Below are 18,506 nucleotides of genomic sequence, written 5' to 3' on the forward strand. Positions count from 1 at the left end.
AATAAATGCAGGCACTGGCTACTCTTCTGGCGGCAATTGCCCCACTCAATCGTGACGCAATGAACAATGCGCAGCAGCATATCGACGGCCTGTTAAAATCGCCGGGCAGCCTGGGAAGGCTGGAGTCGCTCGCTGTACAGCTTGCGGGAATGCCGGGTTTAAAAGATGGTCTGGACACGAGCCGCAAAGCAATTCTGGTAATGTGCGCTGACCACGGCGTTTACGCTGAAGGCGTGGCGGTTGCGCCGCAGGTGGTAACGACGATTCAGACCATGAATATGACGCGCCACAATACCGGCGTCTGCGTGCTGGGCGCGCTTGCCGGAGCGGAGGTAACGATTGTAGACGTCGGCGTTGACAGCGATCCACTGCCCGGCGTGCTGAATATGAAGATGGCGCGCGGCAGCGGCAATATAGCCAAAGGCCCGGCGATGACGCGCCAGCAGGCGGAAGAATTGCTTCTGGCGACGGCAAAGCTGACCATCGCCAAAGCAGCGGAAGGCGTGCGGCTGTTTGGCGTGGGCGAACTGGGCATGGCGAATACCACGCCAGCGGCAGCGATGGTCAGCGTGTTTACCGGCAGCGACCCAACCGATACTGTAGGAATGGGGGCAAATCTGCCCAGCGATAAAATCGGCCATAAAATCGCCGTGGTGCGTCAGGCGCTGGAGGTCAATCAGCCCGATGCGCAAGAGGGTATCGACGTGCTGGCAAAAGTAGGCGGATTTGATTTGGTTGGTATGACCGGCGTCATGCTGGGTGCGGCAGCGGCTGGGCTGCCGGTGGTGCTCGATGGCTATCTCTCTTATGCCTCCGCGCTTGCAGCCTGCCGCATTGCGCCCGGCGTGCGCGACTACCTCATCCCCTCGCATTTATCGGCAGAAAAGGGCGCACAGCTTGCCCTGAAGCATCTGGATCTGGAACCGTATCTGCATATGGGCATGCGCTTAGGCGAAGGCAGCGGCGCGGCGCTGGCCATGCATATCGTCGATGCCGCCTGCGCGATGCATAACAATATGGGCACGCTGGCGGGCAGTAATATTGAGCTTCCAGCGGGGAAATAAATTAACGGCGGGTGACGCTTCGCTTACCCGCCCTACAAAATTCCTGATTCAGGTTGAGTGGTAAACGCAGCGCCATCCACCGGTTTTCAATTTTCTTCCTGCATCACCTGCAATAGCGCCGCCAGCAGCCCAGGAAAACGCGTATCCGGATCTTCACGCCTTAGCGAGATCGGATTCTCCCGTGCTGGTGGGCGCTGCCAGATAACTCCGCTGTCTCTCAGCACCTGCCAGTGATGCGTCATGGTTGCTTTTGCCACGTCTTTACGCAGCGTGCCGCGGGACAGCTCGCTGCCGCCCGCGAGCGTTTTCACTATTTCCAGCCGCAGAAGGTTGCCTGGCGCAAAAAGCACATTTTCCAGGCGGATTTGTTCTCTTTTGGGATGATTGGCGATCATACTCTTTCTGTGCTGGCCGTTGCCGTTACGGCCCGGTCTGTCACCGAACAGCGGCAATTCCTGCCGCTCACCGTCAAAGAGACTAAGGATACATCATGCCCCGACCCATTCCTCTTGAACGCTATCGCAACATCGGTATTTCCGCCCACATCGATGCCGGTAAAACGACGACGACCGAGCGCATCCTGTTTTATACCGGCATGAGCCATAAACTGGGCGAAGTTCACGATGGCGCAGCAACGACGGACTGGATGGCGCAGGAGCAGGAGCGCGGGATCACCATTACTTCGGCGGCGGTAAGCTGCTTCTGGTCGGGGATGGATCGCGGCTATGAGCCGCATCGTATCAACATTATCGATACCCCAGGGCACGTCGATTTTACGATAGAAGTGGAACGTTCCATGCGCGTGCTCGACGGGGCGGTGATGGTGTACGACTCCGTAGGCGGCGTTCAGCCGCAGTCCGAAACCGTCTGGCGGCAGGCCAACAAATACCATGTGCCGCGCCTGGCTTTCGTTAACAAAATGGATCGCCAGGGAGCAGACTTCTTCCGCGTGGTGCAGATGATGATTGATCGGCTGAAAGCTAATCCGGTGCCGATCGTTATCCCTGTTGGTGCGGAAGAACATTTCACCGGCGTGGTGGACCTCATCAAAATGCGCGCTATTTTGTGGGACGACGCAACGCAGGGAATGACGTTTAACTACGTGCCCGTACCGGATGAACTGCTTTCAACCGCGCAAAAATGGCGCGAGAAAATGGTGTCGGCGGCGGCGGAAGCCAGCGAAACGCTAATGGACAACTATCTGGAAGCAGGCGAGCTGAGCGAAGAGGACATTGTCGCAGGCCTGCGTGCGCGCACCGTTGCCGGTGAAATTCAGCCGATGCTCTGCGGCAGCGCTTTTAAAAATAAAGGCGTGCAGCGCATGCTCGACGCCATAGTAGAACTGATGCCTTCTCCCCTTGATATTCCTTCCATTCAGGGTATCGATGAGAAAGGACAAACGGTTGAGCGACATCCCGACGACAGCGAGCCGTTCTCTGCGCTGGCGTTCAAACTGATGACCGACCCTTACGTGGGACAGCTGACGTTTATTCGCGTTTACTCTGGCGTGCTAAAAAAAGGCGACTCGGTTTACAACCCGGTGAAGGAAAAGAAAGAGCGTATCGGACGCATCGTGCAGATGCATGCCAACGACAGGCACGAGGTGGATGAGCTGTGTGCCGGTGATATTGCCGCCTGCGTGGGGCTGAAAGATGTCACCACGGGCGATACGCTCTGCGATCCAACCGCCGTGGTTTCGCTGGAACGTATGGAGTTCCCTGAGCCGGTGATTTCGCTGGCGATTGAGCCGAAGACCAGGGCGGATCAGGAAAGAATGGGCATCGCTCTGCAACGGCTGGCCGCGGAAGATCCGTCGTTCCACTTACACACCGACGAGGAATCCGGGCAGACCATTATTTCCGGCATGGGCGAGCTGCATCTGGAAATCATTGTCGATCGTATGAAGCGCGAGTTTGGCGTGGAGGCGAATATCGGTCGTCCGCAGGTCACCTATCGCGAAACCCTGCGCAAAATGGTGAAAGATGTGGAAGGGAAATTTGTTCGCCAGTCGGGCGGTAAAGGTCAGTATGGCCACGTCGTGTTAACGATTGAACCGCTTGAGGCGGGGAAAGGCTTCTTCTTTGAAGATGCAACCAAAGGCGGCGTGGTGCCGCGTGAGTTTATCCCTTCCGTTGAGAAAGGCGTGCGCGAAGCGCTGAACAGCGGCGTGCTGGCGGGTTATCCGGTCGTGGACGTCAAAGTGACGCTGACTTTTGGCTCGTATCACGACGTGGACTCCTCGGAAATGGCCTTCAGAATGGCGGCTATTTTTGGCTTTAAGGAGGGAGCCCGCCGGGCCGACCCGGTTATTCTGGAGCCGGTCATGCACGTAGAGGTGGAAACGCCGGAAGAATACGCCGGTAACGTGATGGGGGATCTCGCCTCACGGCGCGGCATGGTTCAGGGCATGGACGAAAGGCTGGGTAGCCATGTCATTCGCGCCGATGTGCCGCTTTCCGAGATGTTTGGCTACTCCACCACGTTGCGTTCCATGTCCCAGGGCCGCGCAACTTATAACATGGAGTTCCATCATTACGCAGAAGCGCCGCATAATGTGGCGGAGGGAATTATTGCGAGCCGTAGAAAATAATTATTTAAAAACGTGACCGTTCATATGCGCCGTTAAAGAAAAGGGCCGAATAACCGGCTTCGGCCCTTGGATAAACGTTATTTTTTGTAATTCCTCGGTGCGGATAAAAGCATTTTTCGCATCCTTTCCATCACGGTGTTCAAACCCACCGCGCGCTTGATCATATGGCGTATTCTGTCCGAGTCGTTGACGCCTTTCCTGACGTATTTGGCGATATATTGCAAAACATAATTATCCTCATCGCTGTGGGTAAACGACGCCAGGCTTTCTACGGTACGCAATATATGGCCGGCCAGCGGCTGCCGTTGGTTATTCAGTGTACTGACATAGCTGGCCTGTAGGCCATCGCGGCGGGCATTGAAAATATTATATTTCTCAACGGCATGATGTTTTTTAACGATATTTACCCGGTTTGCCAACAGAGACTGCGCCAGTATTTTGCTGTAGCCGGTTAACATCGCCGCGTGAAAAATAGTCAAGGGCATATCGCATATTCTGATTTCAATGGTGCCTAAAGCCGGCTGTGGCCTGATATACCAGTAAATATCCTTAATGCTTTTAATAATTCCGATATTAACCATCTCGTTATAAAACAGGATAAATTCATCCCAGCCGTAGATATTTTCAATCAGTTCACTGTTCAGAAAGGCATTCTGGCCGGTAAAACGGGAGCTTGAAAAGGATGTATCCACGCCGTCCAGCCACGGCGATGAGGCGCTTAACGCCACCAGATGCGGCAGGTAAGGAATAAGCGCATGGCACAGATAGATAGCTTCGTCTCCGTCCTGCACGCCAATATGAATATGCTGGCCAAATACGCAGGCCATTTTAGTGATATAGCCATAGCGTACGGCAAGATTTTGATGACGTTGCAAATCGCTTATTACCTGTTCCCGCCAGTCGCCGTCCAGGTGACGGCCGCCGCCTGTGACATCGCATCCGTGTTTGCTGGCGACCTCACGAACGTTACCGGCCAGCAGGGTTAATTCTTCATGCATCTCCAGCACCGAAGTGTGTACCGAGCTGTTTAATTCGATCATCGACTTGGTTAGCTCGTGCTTTATCCGCTGGCAGTTTTCCATATCGGCCAGCACAACATCAGCTTTATCCACCAGCCTGGCATCGCGCCTGTTGATTAGCTGCAGCTCCAGTTCGGCGCCTGTCGTAAACCGCAGTGAGCGGGTAAAAGGTAGTGATACCATAATGTCCTCTGCACTGAGTTGCCTGATGATACTTGTCGCTAAAAGTGTAGGACAGGCGGTCGCTTCTGGCAGAGGCAATATGTCAGCTACAGAACGCCTTCCTCAACGGCGCCTTCCTGCATGACCGTCGTCAGAAACGCCACAATTTTATCTTCAATGCGGCTATCGATGGTTTTCAACCTTAGCAGCGCGATGCCGCATTCGCCCAGAATGGCCTCTTTCAGCGCGTCGCGTTCACGCTGTTCATGGCTGTCATGATGGCCGCCATCCACCTCGATCACGGCCAGAGGGGACTTTCCTACACGATAATAAAAAACAAAGTCGCAGCTTGCGCCCTGCACCATAAAGTCCCGTTGGCGGGCTGTGAAACGGTTATCCAGGCAGGCGATCAGCTGCCTTAGCGGGACCTGAGCATGCACGGTGAGGACGCGATAAGCAGGTTGCTTCAGGGCATCGTTGATCAGTTGCGCAGCGATCTGCTCTGAGCGGAAGCCTGAGTCATTTGGGTCGAGCCTGGCCTTCAGCTTTTCTAATGAGCGGTCGTACTCTTCATAGAGCAGATCAAATGCGCTGACCACCGGGCTGTAATGCACCTGCCCCTCATCAGCGTAGTAGGACATATAGCGAATTAACGCGGCGATATGCCGATTGTTGCCGGCAAAAACATTGTCGCCGGTGACCAGCGTGAAACGTTTCTGTGCGCGTGAAACGGCTACGTTGATGAGTTGGGGATCGTCGACAAAGGCAAGCGCCTGGCGGTTTGCCTTCTTGTCCAGTACGGTGGAAAAAACGATCTCTTCGCATTCGCGGCCCTGAAACTTATGCACCGTAGCGCTGACAAAATCGGCAGGCAGGGTGCGGTTCGAAAGATTTACCTGAGCGTTGTAGGGCGCGATAAAGCCGCGGCTGCCTGCCTCATCCCAGTCCAGCGCCGTTAACGACTCAAGCTCGCGCAGGTTGCTGTTGTGACGCGTATGGTTGCCTTTGGCCGTCACCACTAATGACAGCGCAGGTTCGCCACCGTCACGCGTCATAGCAATGAGCTGATTGTCATAAAACTGCTTATTGCAGAACTGAATGATTTTGGGATGACAGCGATAGTGCTCTTTCAGCAGCGTGACCGGCAGCGCATCGTTATACAGCGCAATCAGCGAATCCAGCAGGCTGTGGCTGACGCAATCGTAATGCGGCGCAGGGGCGGGCAGGGCGATATCCTCCGGCACATGCGCAAGCTGTTTGCGATCGCCAACGACAATAACGTTTCTGGCGCAGGCTAAAGCCAGAATCCCCGGAATGATGTCCTGCTGCGATGCTTCATCAATAATGACGTAATCCAGTAAGGTGCCCGGAGCGAGAGAGTTAATAATGGAATGCGTGCTGCTGCCCGTCACCGGGTAGCGTTTTAAGAAATCGGCAAAATTTTTCTGGTAGTTGCTGTCGCTAAGAGTGTTATTCGGCACGATGGATTGCCAAAGGTGCGTGCGCAGAAACGCCATCGAATCCTGCGTCAGGTTTTGCTGCAATTCCGCGACATCATTGTCCTGTAAAACCTGTTCGCTTTTTGCCAACGCATCGCGCGCCTGTCGCAAACGGGTAAGGTAATAATGGCGCTGCAAAGCGAAGAACATCGCCTGACGTTTTGCGGCGGTGTTCAGTAGCTGCGTTTTTACAATACCAAACCTGAATAGCAGCGTTAGCCGGTCACGCAGGCCAATACGGTTGGCCGTCAACGACTGGAGAAAGGCCATTAAATCGGTAATTTTGTCTGGCGTCAGCCCGTAACGTTCAACCTCCGGCAGGGTCGTGATGCCGTGAGAATATAGCCACTGGCTGAGATATTTATCTTCTATACCTAGTTCATCTATTTCAGCACGCAGTTGCGCCACGTCATTTTGGGCGCAGAGATAGTTTTTTAACCGGGTTAACTGGCCGGTAATGGCGTCGATTCCAGGTGCGGATGCTGGCGGCTCCTGCGGCATCTCTGGCTGCCCGGCGAAGAACCTGAGCCGGTTTTCTGCGCTGCCCAATCTGGCAGCCACATAATCCAGCTTTACCTTCGCCAGCTTATCGTAAACGTTATCTACGGCGGTGTTGTTATTGGAAACAATGGCGACGCTGCCATTTCGCATCAGGATATTGGCGAGAATATTGAGGATGGTCTGGGTTTTTCCGGTTCCCGGAGGCCCCTCAATCACTGAAATCTGGGCGCTAAACGCTTGTTCAACCGCTTTCATCTGGCTTTCATTCAGGCCGAAGGGATAGATGAAATTATCCGGCGCGCTGCGCACTGTGTTTTTGCCGCAGCAGTAGGCTTCTAACGCCGTATCAGGATGCGCCAGGATTTTATCCATCTGCCGCAGGGTATTCTCTGCAATGGGTTTTTTGTCACGGCTGGCGCGGCGTAACCTTTGTTCGGCAACCTCGCGGAAATAGGTAAAAACGGCATTATTCTTTAACGACGTCGCAGGCAGAATCTGCACCTCGCCTGCTTTCATTACATAGCATCGTTCGGCGTTCGGGTAATAAATAAGAGCGTATTTATTACCGATTATCTCTGCACGCTCGATAAGCTGTGTCTCAGGGCGATCTTTTCTGATAAGCAGGGTGCCAGTGGCCAGGGTAGCAGGTTCAACCCGGCAGACGCTGAAAGGACGGGTAAACGCTTTCCCGGAAGGAAAGTGACAGGTAAGTTGAAGGCATTGCTTATTGTTGTCGTAACGCAGCGTCCAGTCAGCGATCTGTGCTGATTTATCTTCCCCATCAACGTAAACGATGACCATTATTTCTTCTCCATGGCGTTGCCAGCTTTTGCCTGTATTCTGTCTCTGCGAGGCAAAATCAGGCATATTTGGTTTCCCGGATTTCTTTATATTTTCCAGTAAGGAGGATCGCCAATTTTCTGCACAATAAAATCAATAAACGACCTGACCTTATGGGATACGATCTTTTTCTGCGGGTAAACAATCCAGATTGCCGTATCGCTGGGAAACATACTGAACTCCCAGCCCGGAAATACTTTCTTAATGCGTCCGCTTTTTTCCTCCTGCCATGATAACCAGTCAGGGAGTATGGCAATACCCGAATGATGGCAACAGGCGTACAGCATTGCCGCGCTGTCATTAACGCTGAAACGATAGTTAATGGGTACTCTTAGCCATTCTTCCTCAGAACCAGATTCACGCGCATGCCAGCCGGTACCATGAAGACGGGAAAACATAATTATGTTCAACCCCTTTTGCACAACCTCCGGATCCCTGGGGTTATCGGGCGGTAAATTTTTCTCTATCCATTCGGCGCTTGCCCAGGCATAACGCTTCTGCGAAGCCAGCTTACGGGCGTGGATAGTCGAATCAGGGAGTACGCCGATGCGAATACTCAGATCTATCCTTGCCTCAATCAAATCCTGCACCTCATCATTAAAACTGATGTCTAATGAAATATTAGGATGCAGGCGAAGAAATTCTTCCATAAAAGGCATCACGTGTAACCTGCCAAATGTGCCTGGCACACTGATGCGCAGAAGGCCAGTCGGCTGTTTATCCATGGCCGAGGTCAAATTACGGGCTTCTTCCCATTGCAGTAACAGTTGCAGAGCATGAGAGTAAAAGAAATCTCCGGACTCGGTCAGCGTCAACCCGCGCGTTGAGCGGTTAAACAGAGTGACCTGCAAATATTCTTCCAGCTCGGAAATATGGCGGGAGGCCGTCGAGACTTCTATATTCAGCGCTTTGGCCGCGGCGCTAAAACTTTTCAGGTCTGCTGCGCTGACGAACGTTCTGATTGCGGAAAAATGGTTCATCGTTTTTCCCCTTTTTATGATGAAGATATTTTTTGGCAATCGAATGCGCTTTGATTAACACAGATTAACACACTCGTTCATAAATTTTTTGCGGGCCTTCTGACCAACAGAAGGCCCGAATTATAAGGCTACAGCGTTTATTTTGCGCTTACACGCCAGACCGTATTTCCAACGTCGTCAGCAACGATCAGCGCGCCTTGCTTATCCTGCGTTAAGCCCACAGGTGCGCCATAAAGCTCTTTCTCATCACCGGACACAAAACCACTGACCACGGTCTCAGGGGTTCCCACCGGCTTGCCGTCCTTAAAGGCCACAAAGGAAACCTGGTAACCATTGAGCGGGGAGCGATCCCAGCTGCCATGCTCGCTGATAAAAGCGCCGCCCTGATATTTCTGCGGCAACGTATGGCCGGTATAGAAAAGCAGGCCCAGAGGTGCCACGTGAGAGCTCAGCGCATAATCAGGCTTTATCGCTTTAGCGACCATATCGGGGCGAGGAGGTTGCGCACGGCGATCGACATGCTGGCCAAAATAGCTCCATGGCCAGCCATAAAAACCGCCTTCCTGAACGGAGGTAAGATAGTCTGGCACCAGGTCCGCGCCTATCTCATCGCGTTCATTTGCGATAGCCCAGAGCTTCCCGGTTCGGGGTTCCCAGCCCAGGCCCGTTGGGTTACGAATGCCGCTGGCGAAAATGCGGCTCGCTCCCGTCTGCGTATCCACTTCAAGCACGTTCGCACGCCGGTACTCAACGTCGAGCCCATTTTCAGTAATATTGCTGTTAGAGCCTACCCCGACATAGAGCTTTGTCCCGTCAGGGCTGGCCAGGAGCGCTTTTGTCCAGTGGTGGTTAATGGTGTCTGGCAGATCGGCCAGCTCGGTGCCCGGATCGCTGATATGCGTTTCTCCGGCCTCATAGCGATAGCGCACGATGCTGTCTGTGTTAGCCACATATAAGTTATCGCCAATCAACTGCACGCCGAAAGGAGAGTGAAGATTCTCCAGGAAAAGATGCTTTTCCCAGCCGTGACTCCCTTTGCGTAATAAAGTAATGCGGTTGCCGCCTTTGCCCCCTTTGCCGGACTGGTTTTTGACGATACCGGCAATAAGTTGCTTCGGCGTCGTCAGCGGCTCTGTGCCGGGACTATTGCTTTCCACTACCAGTACGTCATCGTTCGGCAGGACATAGACCTGGCGCGGGTGCATAAAGCCATCCGCCATTTTTTCAATACGCAGTCCGGCGGCTACCTGAGGCTGCGCGCCGGCTTTCCAGCCCACGCCTGAAGGAACCTGCATCGGCGGCATCAGAAAGTCCCGCGCCTTTGGCATCACCGGATTCGGGCCGGTTTGCTGCTCCGGGGTCAGTTTCGCTTTTTCATCACAACCCGTCAGGGCCAGGGAAAGCGTCAACATAACGGGAAGGGTGAAGGAGAATTTATTCATGGTTATAGCCTGTAGACTTTCCAGTACCCGTGGACGAAATAACGTTTGCAATAAGCAGACAGGCAACGGTAATGATTGACCAGGTTAGATTTTGTGGCGCAACAGCATAGGCATCGCGGCTGTGTACGAAACAATTTAGCGTTGCGGAAATAACCGCTATGACGTTCAACCAGAAATGGATTTTTATCGCTGATAGCTGAGGATATGCGGCGCCAACCCAAACCCAAAATAAATTAATCAACCGCGGGATAATGGCAAAAACAAGCCCCAGAGCGATAAGCCAGCTGGCGCTTTTGGCCCACATGACATTGGTACTGTAAACATAAATAATATTAAAGATAAGGGCGGCAATAAAAAATCCATAAGGTATCGGATCTAACAGTTCATATATAACCGACGCAATTTTACTGCGGCGATGTAACGCATGAGCACGCATTATTAATTCCTTGGGATGAGATAAAAAACGTGAGGTAAGCTACATATAAAATCATGAAGAAGAATTCAAAAATGAATAAGGCTAACTTTCCCGAAAATACCTCCTGCATTAAATTGCATGTAAAACAATCCATTAAATATTATTATACGTATTCTTAACAAACTGGGTACATCAAAAAAGGCAAATCTGTTTTGCGTGAATCAACATACTTAATCAATTAATAATCAGTTATCGTTATGCGCAGAACACCGTGCTGGCGCGCCAGGCGAATGACCGGTAGCTGGCTGAAAGGCACGGAGTATGTTATCTGTCAGCGTGCGGCGCATAACGATATTAATCCGGATGTGAGAGGATATATGAACAGCTTACCTGAAGTGACCGTTCTTGGCCTTGGTGCGATGGGGCACGCTTTTGCGAGTAATTTATTGAAGAAAGGTTTCACTGTTAACGCATGGAATCGCTCAGCGGAACGAGGCAGTGATTTAGTATCCAGCGGCCTGAAATTGCATTCAACGCCGCAACAGGCCGTTGCGAGCGCGGATGTGATTATTTCTGTTCTGGCTGATGGTGAAGTGACGCTCGAGGTGATAAAGCAAATGTCGCCGGGCTGTAAGAAAAACGCCATCTATTGCCAGATGGGGACTATCGGCATTCAGGAAACAACGAACGTCATACATACGTTAAAGCAGCTACAGCCAGCAATGGTCTTTATTGACGCACCGGTATCCGGCACCAAAGCCCCGGCGGAAAATGCGCAGGTTCTGATCCTGGCAAGTGGACAACGTGATAAATGTGCGGCCGCCGAAACGGTGTTTTCTGCCATCTCCCGCGGAACACAATGGTTCGGCGAGGCCGGAAACAGTCAAAAAATGAAGCTGGTGCTGAATAGCTGGCTGATTACGATGATGCAGGGAGTTGCTGAGAGTATGCAGCTTGCTAAACAATTTGGTTTTACGCCCGAGCAGTTCTGGAATGCTCTGGACGGAGGCCCGCTGGCTGCGCCTTACGTCAAAGTAAAACTGGATGCGATCGCGAAAAATGATTTCGCCCCGCAAATGCAGTTACAGCACGCATTGAAGGACGCAAAGCTGGCGCTGGCATCGGCAGAACCCATGGCGTTGCCCGTTCTTGACAGGATATCCGAAGTCTGGGAGCAAGCGGCCGCAGACGGATTTGCTCATCAGGATCTTTCCTCGGTCTACGTGTGGCTTGATAAAAATAAATAGAGTTGCGCGCATACAATAAAGCCGGGTTAGCAAACCCGGCTTTGTTATTACCTGTTATTTTTCAATGAAGCGGTTTAAATAATATCGGTAACTTTCCAGGAACCGGGTTTTACAAACAACGTCCATGCTGCCGGTCACCTGTTCCATATTCATTTCCCGGCCCTGTGAATTCATCCGGGCCAGGCTGAAGGCAACAAAATCAAACTCTTTTTGTGGCTGGTTTTGCGTGTTTTGTACGTATTGCATATCCCTCCTGTTATATTTCAATGAACAATAAGGTCATATGCTTCTTTATCTTTAGTATAGATACGTTCTTCGTATATTTCCTGCGGCGAGAGAAATAATGTGCGGCTGCTAACGTTCAGTTCCGCTAATTGGCTCTGGCTAATACTTAACTATCAGAACCTTCCCCGACTTATCCATTTTATGATCCTCCTCACACAAACCAACTAAAACAACAATATGCAATAAAAAGCAAATATCATGGTTTTTATTTTTGTACTGATGTTCGGTGAAGATCCACGGAGGCGCGCTGCGAAAGCAGATTTTCCGTGAAGACAACTTCTCCGAAAGGCTCAAAACCATGCGGCCAGCTAAAGAAGCCATTGGTCGCGCGGCCGTATCGCTGATTTCGGCCAACGACATTATCTTCATTGATTCCTGCACCACTACCCTGATATTCGCGGCGCAGTTTCCTGCCGTGCCGCTGACCATATTTACCAACTCCTCGCTGATTGCCGAATCCATCAAGCAGAATAACCCTTATGCGAGGGTATACGTGTTGGGAGGAGAATATAATCTGGAATTCAGGGCAAATTTAGGTGCTGCCGTTGTTGAGCAGATAAACAGCATTCAGGCTGATATCTGTTTTCTGGGGGCCGGCGGGATTGCTCAGCGGGGCGGTATACAGGTTAAAAGTATCGATGAGGCCTTTGTCTCAAAGGCCATGTTACGGATGAGCAAGAAGAAAGTTATTCTGGCTGACCATACAAAATTTGGCCAGGATGGCGTAATGAGCATTGCCACTTCAGGCGAAATTGACAGTATCATTACCGATGCTCTTCTGGATAAAAACGCTTACCCATCTCAGGATTTTAATAACAAAATCATCCTGGCCTGATATCACGAAGCTTTATTCCCTCTCTGAACGATTGATGAAGTTTCGCCAGCAGTGCAGAACCGAACGCCCAGGCGGGATGATGAACTCTGTAATCGTGTACCAGAAGCGACGAATCGGCGTTTTCTGGGGAACGGTAAAATATTCTACAATCCTCCGAAAGAAGCGCTGGTTTATTATTGAACACCGAAGCGGCCAGGCCTTCCTAAATCAAACATTGGGAGTACAGCAGAGTGAACGACAAGGGTCACGATCGTCTTAGCGGCAAGGTTGCTATTATCACTGGCGCAGGAAGCGGTATCGGCGAAGCTACAGCACGCACTTTCGCCCGTGAAGGCGCGAAGGTGGTACTTGTGGGGCGGCGTGAGGCGCCGCTCCAGGCCAATGCCAGCGCTATTCGAGCGGCAGGCGGCGAGGCGCTAGTGATAGCTGGCGACGTCGCCAGGGCGGCCGACGTCGCCGCGATAATCGAGGGCGCAATCGAAAAGTTTGGCCGTCTGGATTACGTGTTCAACAATGCCGGCATCCAGGGCAAGGGCGCCCCCATCATTGAAATGGAGGAGGAGAGTTTCGACGAACTCATTGCCATCAACCTTAAGGGACCGTGGCTGATGACGAGGGCAGCGCTCCGGGTAATGATTCCGGCAGGGCGCGGCGGTGCCATCGTCAATACATCTTCGTTTCTGTCAGTTGCGGCAACCGTCGGTACTTCGGTCTATTCCGCCAGCAAGGCGGGACTGGATGCAATGATCCTCGCGCTTGCACTGGAAGCGGGACCGCATGGCATTCGCATCAATAACGTGAACCCCGGTGTGATTGATACGCCAATGCTTCGCGCTCACGGTGAGGCCATCATTCCTCCGCTTGCGGCAAGGGCTGCGCTCGGCCGGGTGGGTATTCCTCAGGACATCGCCGATGCGGTACTGTGGCTTTGTACCGACGAGGCGAGCTTTATCACGGGCCAATCGTTGCTTATTGATGGCGGCTTTACGATTCCTGGCCCACGCTGAAATTTCTTGATTAGGAAACGATCATTTCCTAAACTGCGCAGATGGCAACTAAACAGATATCTTCCAGCACGCTGCGATCCTCCGGTCGCCCCCGTGAGTTTGACATGGATGCAGTCCTTGATGGCGCGGTGCGTGTTTTCCGGGAGCGCGGCTTCCATGCCACTACGGTCACTGACCTCAACGAAGCGACCGGCCTGACCGCAGGGAGCCTCTACAAAGCGTTCGGCGACAAGCGAGGGGTTTTTCTGGCGGCTTTCGAACGCTACACCAGCCAGCGAAACACGGAATTGCGAAGACGAATGGACGCCCTGCAAAGCGGACGTGACAAGATCAGGGAACTGTTGCGCTTCTACGCTGAGGTGTCTTGCGGCAGCGAAGGCCGTCGAGGATGTTTAGTCGTTGCCAGCGCCACGGCGCTTGCTATTTTCGACGACGAGATAGTGAAACGGGTCGAAGCCGCCATGCGCCGAACTGAGGACTTGCTGTGTCGGCTGCTGCAGGAAGGACAGAAGGACGGATCCATCTCGTCCGCTGTTAATATACCGGCAATGGCGCGATGCCTGTTGGCACTGCTGCAAGGTTTTCGTGTGGTTGGTAAGTCCGGACGCACCCGCGGCGACATGCTGGCTGCGGCGGATGAAGCGCTGCGGTTGCTGGGCTGATTTTTTTTGACAAATTAGGAAACGATCATTTCCTATTTAACAGGAGTTTCGCTATGACTACCCAATCCTCAACTGCACCAAAGATCGTCGATTTCGGTCCGGTTTCGGTGCCGGACCTCAACCTCTCTGGTTTTGAGCATCGCTTTGAGACAATCGATGGCATCAGGCTGCACTACGTGACGGGCGGCAAGGACAGCGGCGGGACCGTCGTGTTGCTGGCAGGCTACCCAGAGAGCTGGTTCGCCTGGCGCAAGGTTATGCCGGCACTTGCCGAACATTACCGTGTCATCGTGCCGGACCTCCCCGGACAGGGCGACTCCGACCGCCCGCTTGATGGCTACGATACGAAGTCACTGGCTACCGTCTTGCACGCGCTGTTGGGCAAGCTGGGCATCCAGCGTTATTACCTTGCTGCTCATGATGTTGGTGCCTGGGTTGCCTATCCTTATGCCGTTCTGTTCGGCAACGAAGTGCAGCGACTGGCATTGCTCGACGCTGGTATCCCCGGCGTCACGTTGCCCGACGCCTTGCCTGTTGCGCCAGACCGGGCGTGGCGCACCTGGCACTTCGCGTTCCACTCGATACCCGATTTACCGGAACTACTGATCGCCGGTAAGGAGCGCGCCTATCTCGACTGGTTCCTGCGTCGCAAGACAGCCAACCCACAGACCTTTTCCGACGCAGACATGGACGAATACGTACGGGTATTTACCAGGGAAGGTGGGCTACGCGCAGGACTTGCTTATTACCGTGCCGTAGCCGAGTCAGCACGCCAGAACCAGGAGCTGAGCGCCCAGGGAAAGCTGCGCATGCCGCTGCTGGCGCTGAGTGCGGATCAGGGATCAATTCCAGATATGGCCGGTCCGTTGCGGGCCTATGCCGAAGACGTTCGTGGAGTGACAATTTCCCACTGCGGTCATTTCCTGCCGGAAGAACAGTCTACGGCAGTTGCGGGCGAGTTGCTTGAATTCTTCAGTTGACCAGCGTCAATAAGGTGAAAGCGGAGGCCGGAAGGCAAGGTTAAGGCGGGCTGTTCGGGCAAATCGGTGTTGTTTTCAGCGGCGTATGGCTCGCCACACCATGGATAGCTATCCTGGGCTATCAGCTACGCCCTGGCTCGGCTTACCTTGCACGCCGGTCTATCACTCCTGCCGCCTGTTCGAGCGTTGGTTTTCGTCCGATGCGTGTGTGCCGCTTTTCCCGATGCGGAGAGAAAACTGAAGATGCATCGGGAGAAATTTTCGCGCTAAACGGTTGAACCACTATCAGATAAGGATTCGCACCGAAGCATGAAAGCAGGAAATATGGCTCCTCTGACTGGGATCGCCTTTGCCAGTAACTGGATAATAAATAAGCTAAACACGGAACGTGGTGCCCTGAAGCCGGGCAGTATTTGTTTGCTGCCGGCATATCTCAGTGCCGCTGACAGCCATATATCTTGTCGCGTGTTAATCAATGGCTGCGCTCAAATCGCTTTTTCACCAGCACGGACAGATGATGCCTCCCTGAACCGGCGTGGCGAGCAGCCGAAGGAACGGCTGAAGGCGGTGCTGAAAGCGCTGTCAGAGAGATAGCCAATTGAGAGCGCAATATCGGCGATGGAACGCTGGCTGTTGAGAAGGGCGTCCTTCGCCAGCGCGAAGCGCCAGTTGGCAAGATAGGTTCCTGCCGGAAGCCCTACTTTTTCGCAGAATCGTTGCGCGAAGGCCGAGCGGGACATACCGATATGACGGGCGAGCGTTTCAAGCGTCCACTGTCTGGCTACATTCGCATGCATGGCCTGTAATGCGGCTGCAATCCGGGGATCGGATAATCCTGCCAGCCAGCCCTTTTGCTGCTTGTCCGCCCGCTGCATGGGATGGCGTAGCAGCTCTACCAGCATAATTTCAATCAATCGTCCCATAACGAGATCGTGGCCGGGCAGCGAGGAACTGGCTTCATTGGCGATCAGCCCGATAAGCGGTTGCAGCCGGCCTGCTTCTTCGTCTCCGAAGCGTACATGGATAAGTTCGGGCAGCAATGCGTTTGCGAGGGCGCTCTGCTCAGGCGCAATCTGAAAATAGCCGCCCACCAGACGGGTCGTTTCTCCCAGCGGGTTACCCTGCCACCGGATATAGTCATGCTGTTCTGCGGGCGACGACAGGGATAAAAGTTCATCGAGACAGGGAATGACGCCCATATCGCTGACCAGGCGATACTGCGGCCGCTGCGTCAACAGCAGATAGTCTCCCTGTCGCATTAAAAATGGTGTCCCGGAATCCGGTACGTACCAGCAGCTTCCTTTGGTCACCAGACTAAAACGCGGTAAATCGAGATGAGGTATCACCATGCCCCAGCGATGGTTGGTTTCAATGGTTTTCCACGTCAGGATTTTAGGCCGCAACAGCTGAATAATATCCGTAAGAAGATCCATCGCATTCTCCCAAATTTAGCCCGAACCCATCGAATCGCTGGCGTTACCGACGCCAGATTTTTGGACGTTTGGTAAAGCTATATGCACTTTTAATTATGGATCGTCTTAATGCCTTTCGCTACGCTGAAATTCCACTGATTTTAACAATGAGTTAAAAAATGAGTAACCTTAAAGATCGAATCGTTATCGTGACCGGTGCGGCGCAGGGCATGGGCCGGGCTATTGCTATTGAAGCGGCAAAACAGGGTGCGGCCTGGGTAACCCTTGCGGATATTCAGGAAGAGAAGGGAAAAGCCGCGGAAGAAGAAGTCAGAAAGGCTGGCGCGAAAGCGTTATTTATCCGCACCGACCTGGCAGTAACGGAATCCATCAGGAATATGATCGAGCAAACCGCGCAGCAGGCTGGCGGAATCGATGTGCTGGTGAATAACGCAGGCGTTACCGATGATGCACTGACCGGCCGCCAGCCGGGAGTGGAGGATTTGCCGGAAGAAGCGTGGGATAAACTGATGGCGATTAACCTCAAGGCTATGTGGCTGACCACCAAATTTGCGGCGCCTTACCTGCGTAAATCCACCCGAAGCCCTGCCATCGTCAACGGCGCTTCGGTTGCCTCTACGGTGGCTTATCCGGGGCTGCCTGCTTATGCTGCCAGTAAAGGAGGCGTTGTGATGTTGACTAAGGCCACCGCCGTCGATCTCGCCGATGGCGGTATTCGCTGCAATGCTTATGTACCTGGCGCCATCGACACCCCAATGCTCAGCACCAGTGCTGAAAATGCAAGCGACCGTGCCGCTGCGGAAGCCCGTCTCTGGGGGCCACATCTTATCCGCCGCCTGGGAAGGCCGGAAGAAGTTGCGAAGCTGGTATGCTTCCTTGCTTCCGATAGCGCCTCTTTCTCGACAGGCAGCACGTTTAATGTCGATGCCGGAACCCTGGCATGGCGGGGCGCTCATTAATTCGCTGGTGAGATTATAAAAACCCCGGCCAGTATTGCGGCGCCGCCACCGGCTGGACGACGCATTAGCGGGCTCCGTGGCGCCGATCTCACTGGCCGATTTCACGATTGATGAAAACCACGCGCTTTTTCAGATACAGACGCAGCGATGGTGTGGAATCACCAGCCGTCACGCATTTGCGTTCCAGGCAGAAAGCGCCTGGCGAGGCGCAGGAAGCGTTTGTGGGTAGCGTGTCACATTTTTCCGATATGGAGAAAATACCGACAGGAATCGGGAAAGTTCTTCACGATAATTTACTGAAATAAGCCTCGCTTCCCTGCGGCTAAAAAAATAACGCTTAAATATTTTATTTCTCGTCTGAGGCTGAGAGCGTCATTGCGGCCATGCCCGCATTAATTAACCTCCGCCGGAAGTTGTCACGCATTTATGAATATTTCGGGAGGATTGGGTAAGCGTTTTTTCGGGAGGTTGACGTTAACCCTTTCCACAGCCTGTGAGGCGATAATGTTAAACAGAAGAAATTTTCTGCTGGAAGGAAGCGCTATCGCTGTCGGATTGCTGGCGGCGGGGCGCTTGCCACTTCTGT

Annotated in this window: 16 protein-coding genes; 8 read left to right on the top strand and 8 right to left on the bottom strand. The window is 53.1% G+C overall.

Going from position 1 to position 18,506, the window contains the following annotated elements:
* Nucleotides 1-5 precede the first annotated feature (5 nt).
* Nucleotides 6-1,064 carry a nicotinate-nucleotide--dimethylbenzimidazole phosphoribosyltransferase gene (gene cobT / locus E2L00_RS01495; RefSeq protein WP_167606040.1) on the top strand — a complete coding sequence of 353 codons (1,059 nt, stop codon included), beginning with the start codon at nucleotides 6-8 and terminating at the stop codon, nucleotides 1,062-1,064.
* Nucleotides 1,065-1,150: 86 nt separating this feature from the next.
* Here the strand turns inward: cobT and E2L00_RS01500 are convergent, their stop codons facing one another.
* Nucleotides 1,151-1,459 (bottom strand): ArsR/SmtB family transcription factor, encoded by a 309-nt coding sequence (locus E2L00_RS01500; protein WP_167606043.1) that lies wholly within the window; start codon nucleotides 1,457-1,459, stop codon nucleotides 1,151-1,153.
* A 95-nt stretch (nucleotides 1,460-1,554) separates the two neighbouring features.
* On the opposite strand from E2L00_RS01500, the gene fusA reads away from it, so the two are divergent.
* A complete protein-coding gene (gene fusA / locus E2L00_RS01505; RefSeq protein WP_167606046.1) occupies nucleotides 1,555-3,654 on the top strand; it encodes an elongation factor G in 2,100 nt (699 codons plus the stop codon).
* A gap of 77 nt (nucleotides 3,655-3,731) precedes the next feature.
* Here the strand turns inward: fusA and E2L00_RS01510 are convergent, their stop codons facing one another.
* From E2L00_RS01510 to E2L00_RS01530, 5 genes are all read right to left on the bottom strand, one after another.
* The gene (locus E2L00_RS01510; RefSeq protein WP_167606049.1) at nucleotides 3,732-4,856 is read right to left on the bottom strand and encodes a YbdK family carboxylate-amine ligase; all 1,125 of its coding nucleotides are present in this window, start codon (nucleotides 4,854-4,856) and stop codon (nucleotides 3,732-3,734) included.
* Nucleotides 4,857-4,942: 86 nt separating this feature from the next.
* The gene (locus E2L00_RS01515; protein WP_167606050.1) at nucleotides 4,943-7,636 is read right to left on the bottom strand and encodes an AAA domain-containing protein; all 2,694 of its coding nucleotides are present in this window, start codon (nucleotides 7,634-7,636) and stop codon (nucleotides 4,943-4,945) included.
* Nucleotides 7,637-7,722: 86 nt separating this feature from the next.
* Nucleotides 7,723-8,655 carry a LysR family transcriptional regulator gene (locus E2L00_RS01520; RefSeq protein ID WP_167606052.1) on the bottom strand — a complete coding sequence of 311 codons (933 nt, stop codon included), beginning with the start codon at nucleotides 8,653-8,655 and terminating at the stop codon, nucleotides 7,723-7,725.
* A 137-nt stretch (nucleotides 8,656-8,792) separates the two neighbouring features.
* Nucleotides 8,793-10,097, bottom strand: coding sequence for a PQQ-dependent sugar dehydrogenase (locus tag E2L00_RS01525; RefSeq protein WP_167606054.1), 1,305 nt, complete (start codon nucleotides 10,095-10,097; stop codon nucleotides 8,793-8,795).
* On the bottom strand, nucleotides 10,090-10,533 hold the full coding sequence (locus E2L00_RS01530) for a DUF2231 domain-containing protein (protein WP_167606056.1): 444 nt from the start codon (nucleotides 10,531-10,533) through the stop codon (nucleotides 10,090-10,092). Before E2L00_RS01530 ends, E2L00_RS01525 begins: the two co-directional genes overlap by 8 nt.
* Nucleotides 10,534-10,889: 356 nt before the next feature.
* Here E2L00_RS01530 and E2L00_RS01535 point away from each other — a divergent pair, with 356 nt between their 5' ends.
* Nucleotides 10,890-11,759: an NAD(P)-dependent oxidoreductase gene (locus tag E2L00_RS01535; RefSeq protein WP_167607512.1), complete on the top strand. Its 870-nt coding sequence runs from the start codon at nucleotides 10,890-10,892 to the stop codon at nucleotides 11,757-11,759.
* A gap of 54 nt (nucleotides 11,760-11,813) precedes the next feature.
* Here the strand turns inward: E2L00_RS01535 and E2L00_RS01540 are convergent, their stop codons facing one another.
* The gene (locus tag E2L00_RS01540; protein ID WP_167606058.1) at nucleotides 11,814-12,005 is read right to left on the bottom strand and encodes a glycogen synthesis protein GlgS; all 192 of its coding nucleotides are present in this window, start codon (nucleotides 12,003-12,005) and stop codon (nucleotides 11,814-11,816) included.
* Between the two features lie 265 nt (nucleotides 12,006-12,270).
* Here E2L00_RS01540 and E2L00_RS01545 point away from each other — a divergent pair, with 265 nt between their 5' ends.
* The 4 genes from E2L00_RS01545 (at nucleotide 12,271) to E2L00_RS01560 (ending at nucleotide 15,528) form a co-directional block, all read left to right on the top strand.
* The gene (locus E2L00_RS01545; protein ID WP_338031872.1) at nucleotides 12,271-12,879 is read left to right on the top strand and encodes a DeoR/GlpR family DNA-binding transcription regulator; all 609 of its coding nucleotides are present in this window, start codon (nucleotides 12,271-12,273) and stop codon (nucleotides 12,877-12,879) included.
* A 230-nt stretch (nucleotides 12,880-13,109) separates the two neighbouring features.
* Nucleotides 13,110-13,886: a glucose 1-dehydrogenase gene (locus E2L00_RS01550; RefSeq protein ID WP_167606060.1), complete on the top strand. Its 777-nt coding sequence runs from the start codon at nucleotides 13,110-13,112 to the stop codon at nucleotides 13,884-13,886.
* A 41-nt stretch (nucleotides 13,887-13,927) separates the two neighbouring features.
* Nucleotides 13,928-14,548, top strand: coding sequence for a TetR/AcrR family transcriptional regulator (locus E2L00_RS01555; protein WP_236127647.1), 621 nt, complete (start codon nucleotides 13,928-13,930; stop codon nucleotides 14,546-14,548).
* Nucleotides 14,549-14,601: 53 nt separating this feature from the next.
* Nucleotides 14,602-15,528, top strand: coding sequence for an alpha/beta fold hydrolase (locus E2L00_RS01560; protein WP_167606062.1), 927 nt, complete (start codon nucleotides 14,602-14,604; stop codon nucleotides 15,526-15,528).
* A 485-nt stretch (nucleotides 15,529-16,013) separates the two neighbouring features.
* Here the strand turns inward: E2L00_RS01560 and E2L00_RS01565 are convergent, their stop codons facing one another.
* On the bottom strand, nucleotides 16,014-16,961 hold the full coding sequence (locus E2L00_RS01565) for an AraC family transcriptional regulator (protein WP_167606064.1): 948 nt from the start codon (nucleotides 16,959-16,961) through the stop codon (nucleotides 16,014-16,016).
* Nucleotides 16,962-17,119: 158 nt separating this feature from the next.
* On the opposite strand from E2L00_RS01565, the gene E2L00_RS01570 reads away from it, so the two are divergent.
* Complete coding sequence (locus E2L00_RS01570) at nucleotides 17,120-17,920, top strand: SDR family NAD(P)-dependent oxidoreductase (RefSeq protein ID WP_167606066.1); 801 nt, start codon at nucleotides 17,120-17,122, stop codon at nucleotides 17,918-17,920.
* The last annotated feature ends 586 nt before the right edge of the window (nucleotides 17,921-18,506 follow it).

Origin of the sequence: Cedecea colo (assembly GCF_011808225.1) — a bacterium.
GTDB lineage: Bacteria > Pseudomonadota > Gammaproteobacteria > Enterobacterales > Enterobacteriaceae > Dryocola > Dryocola colo.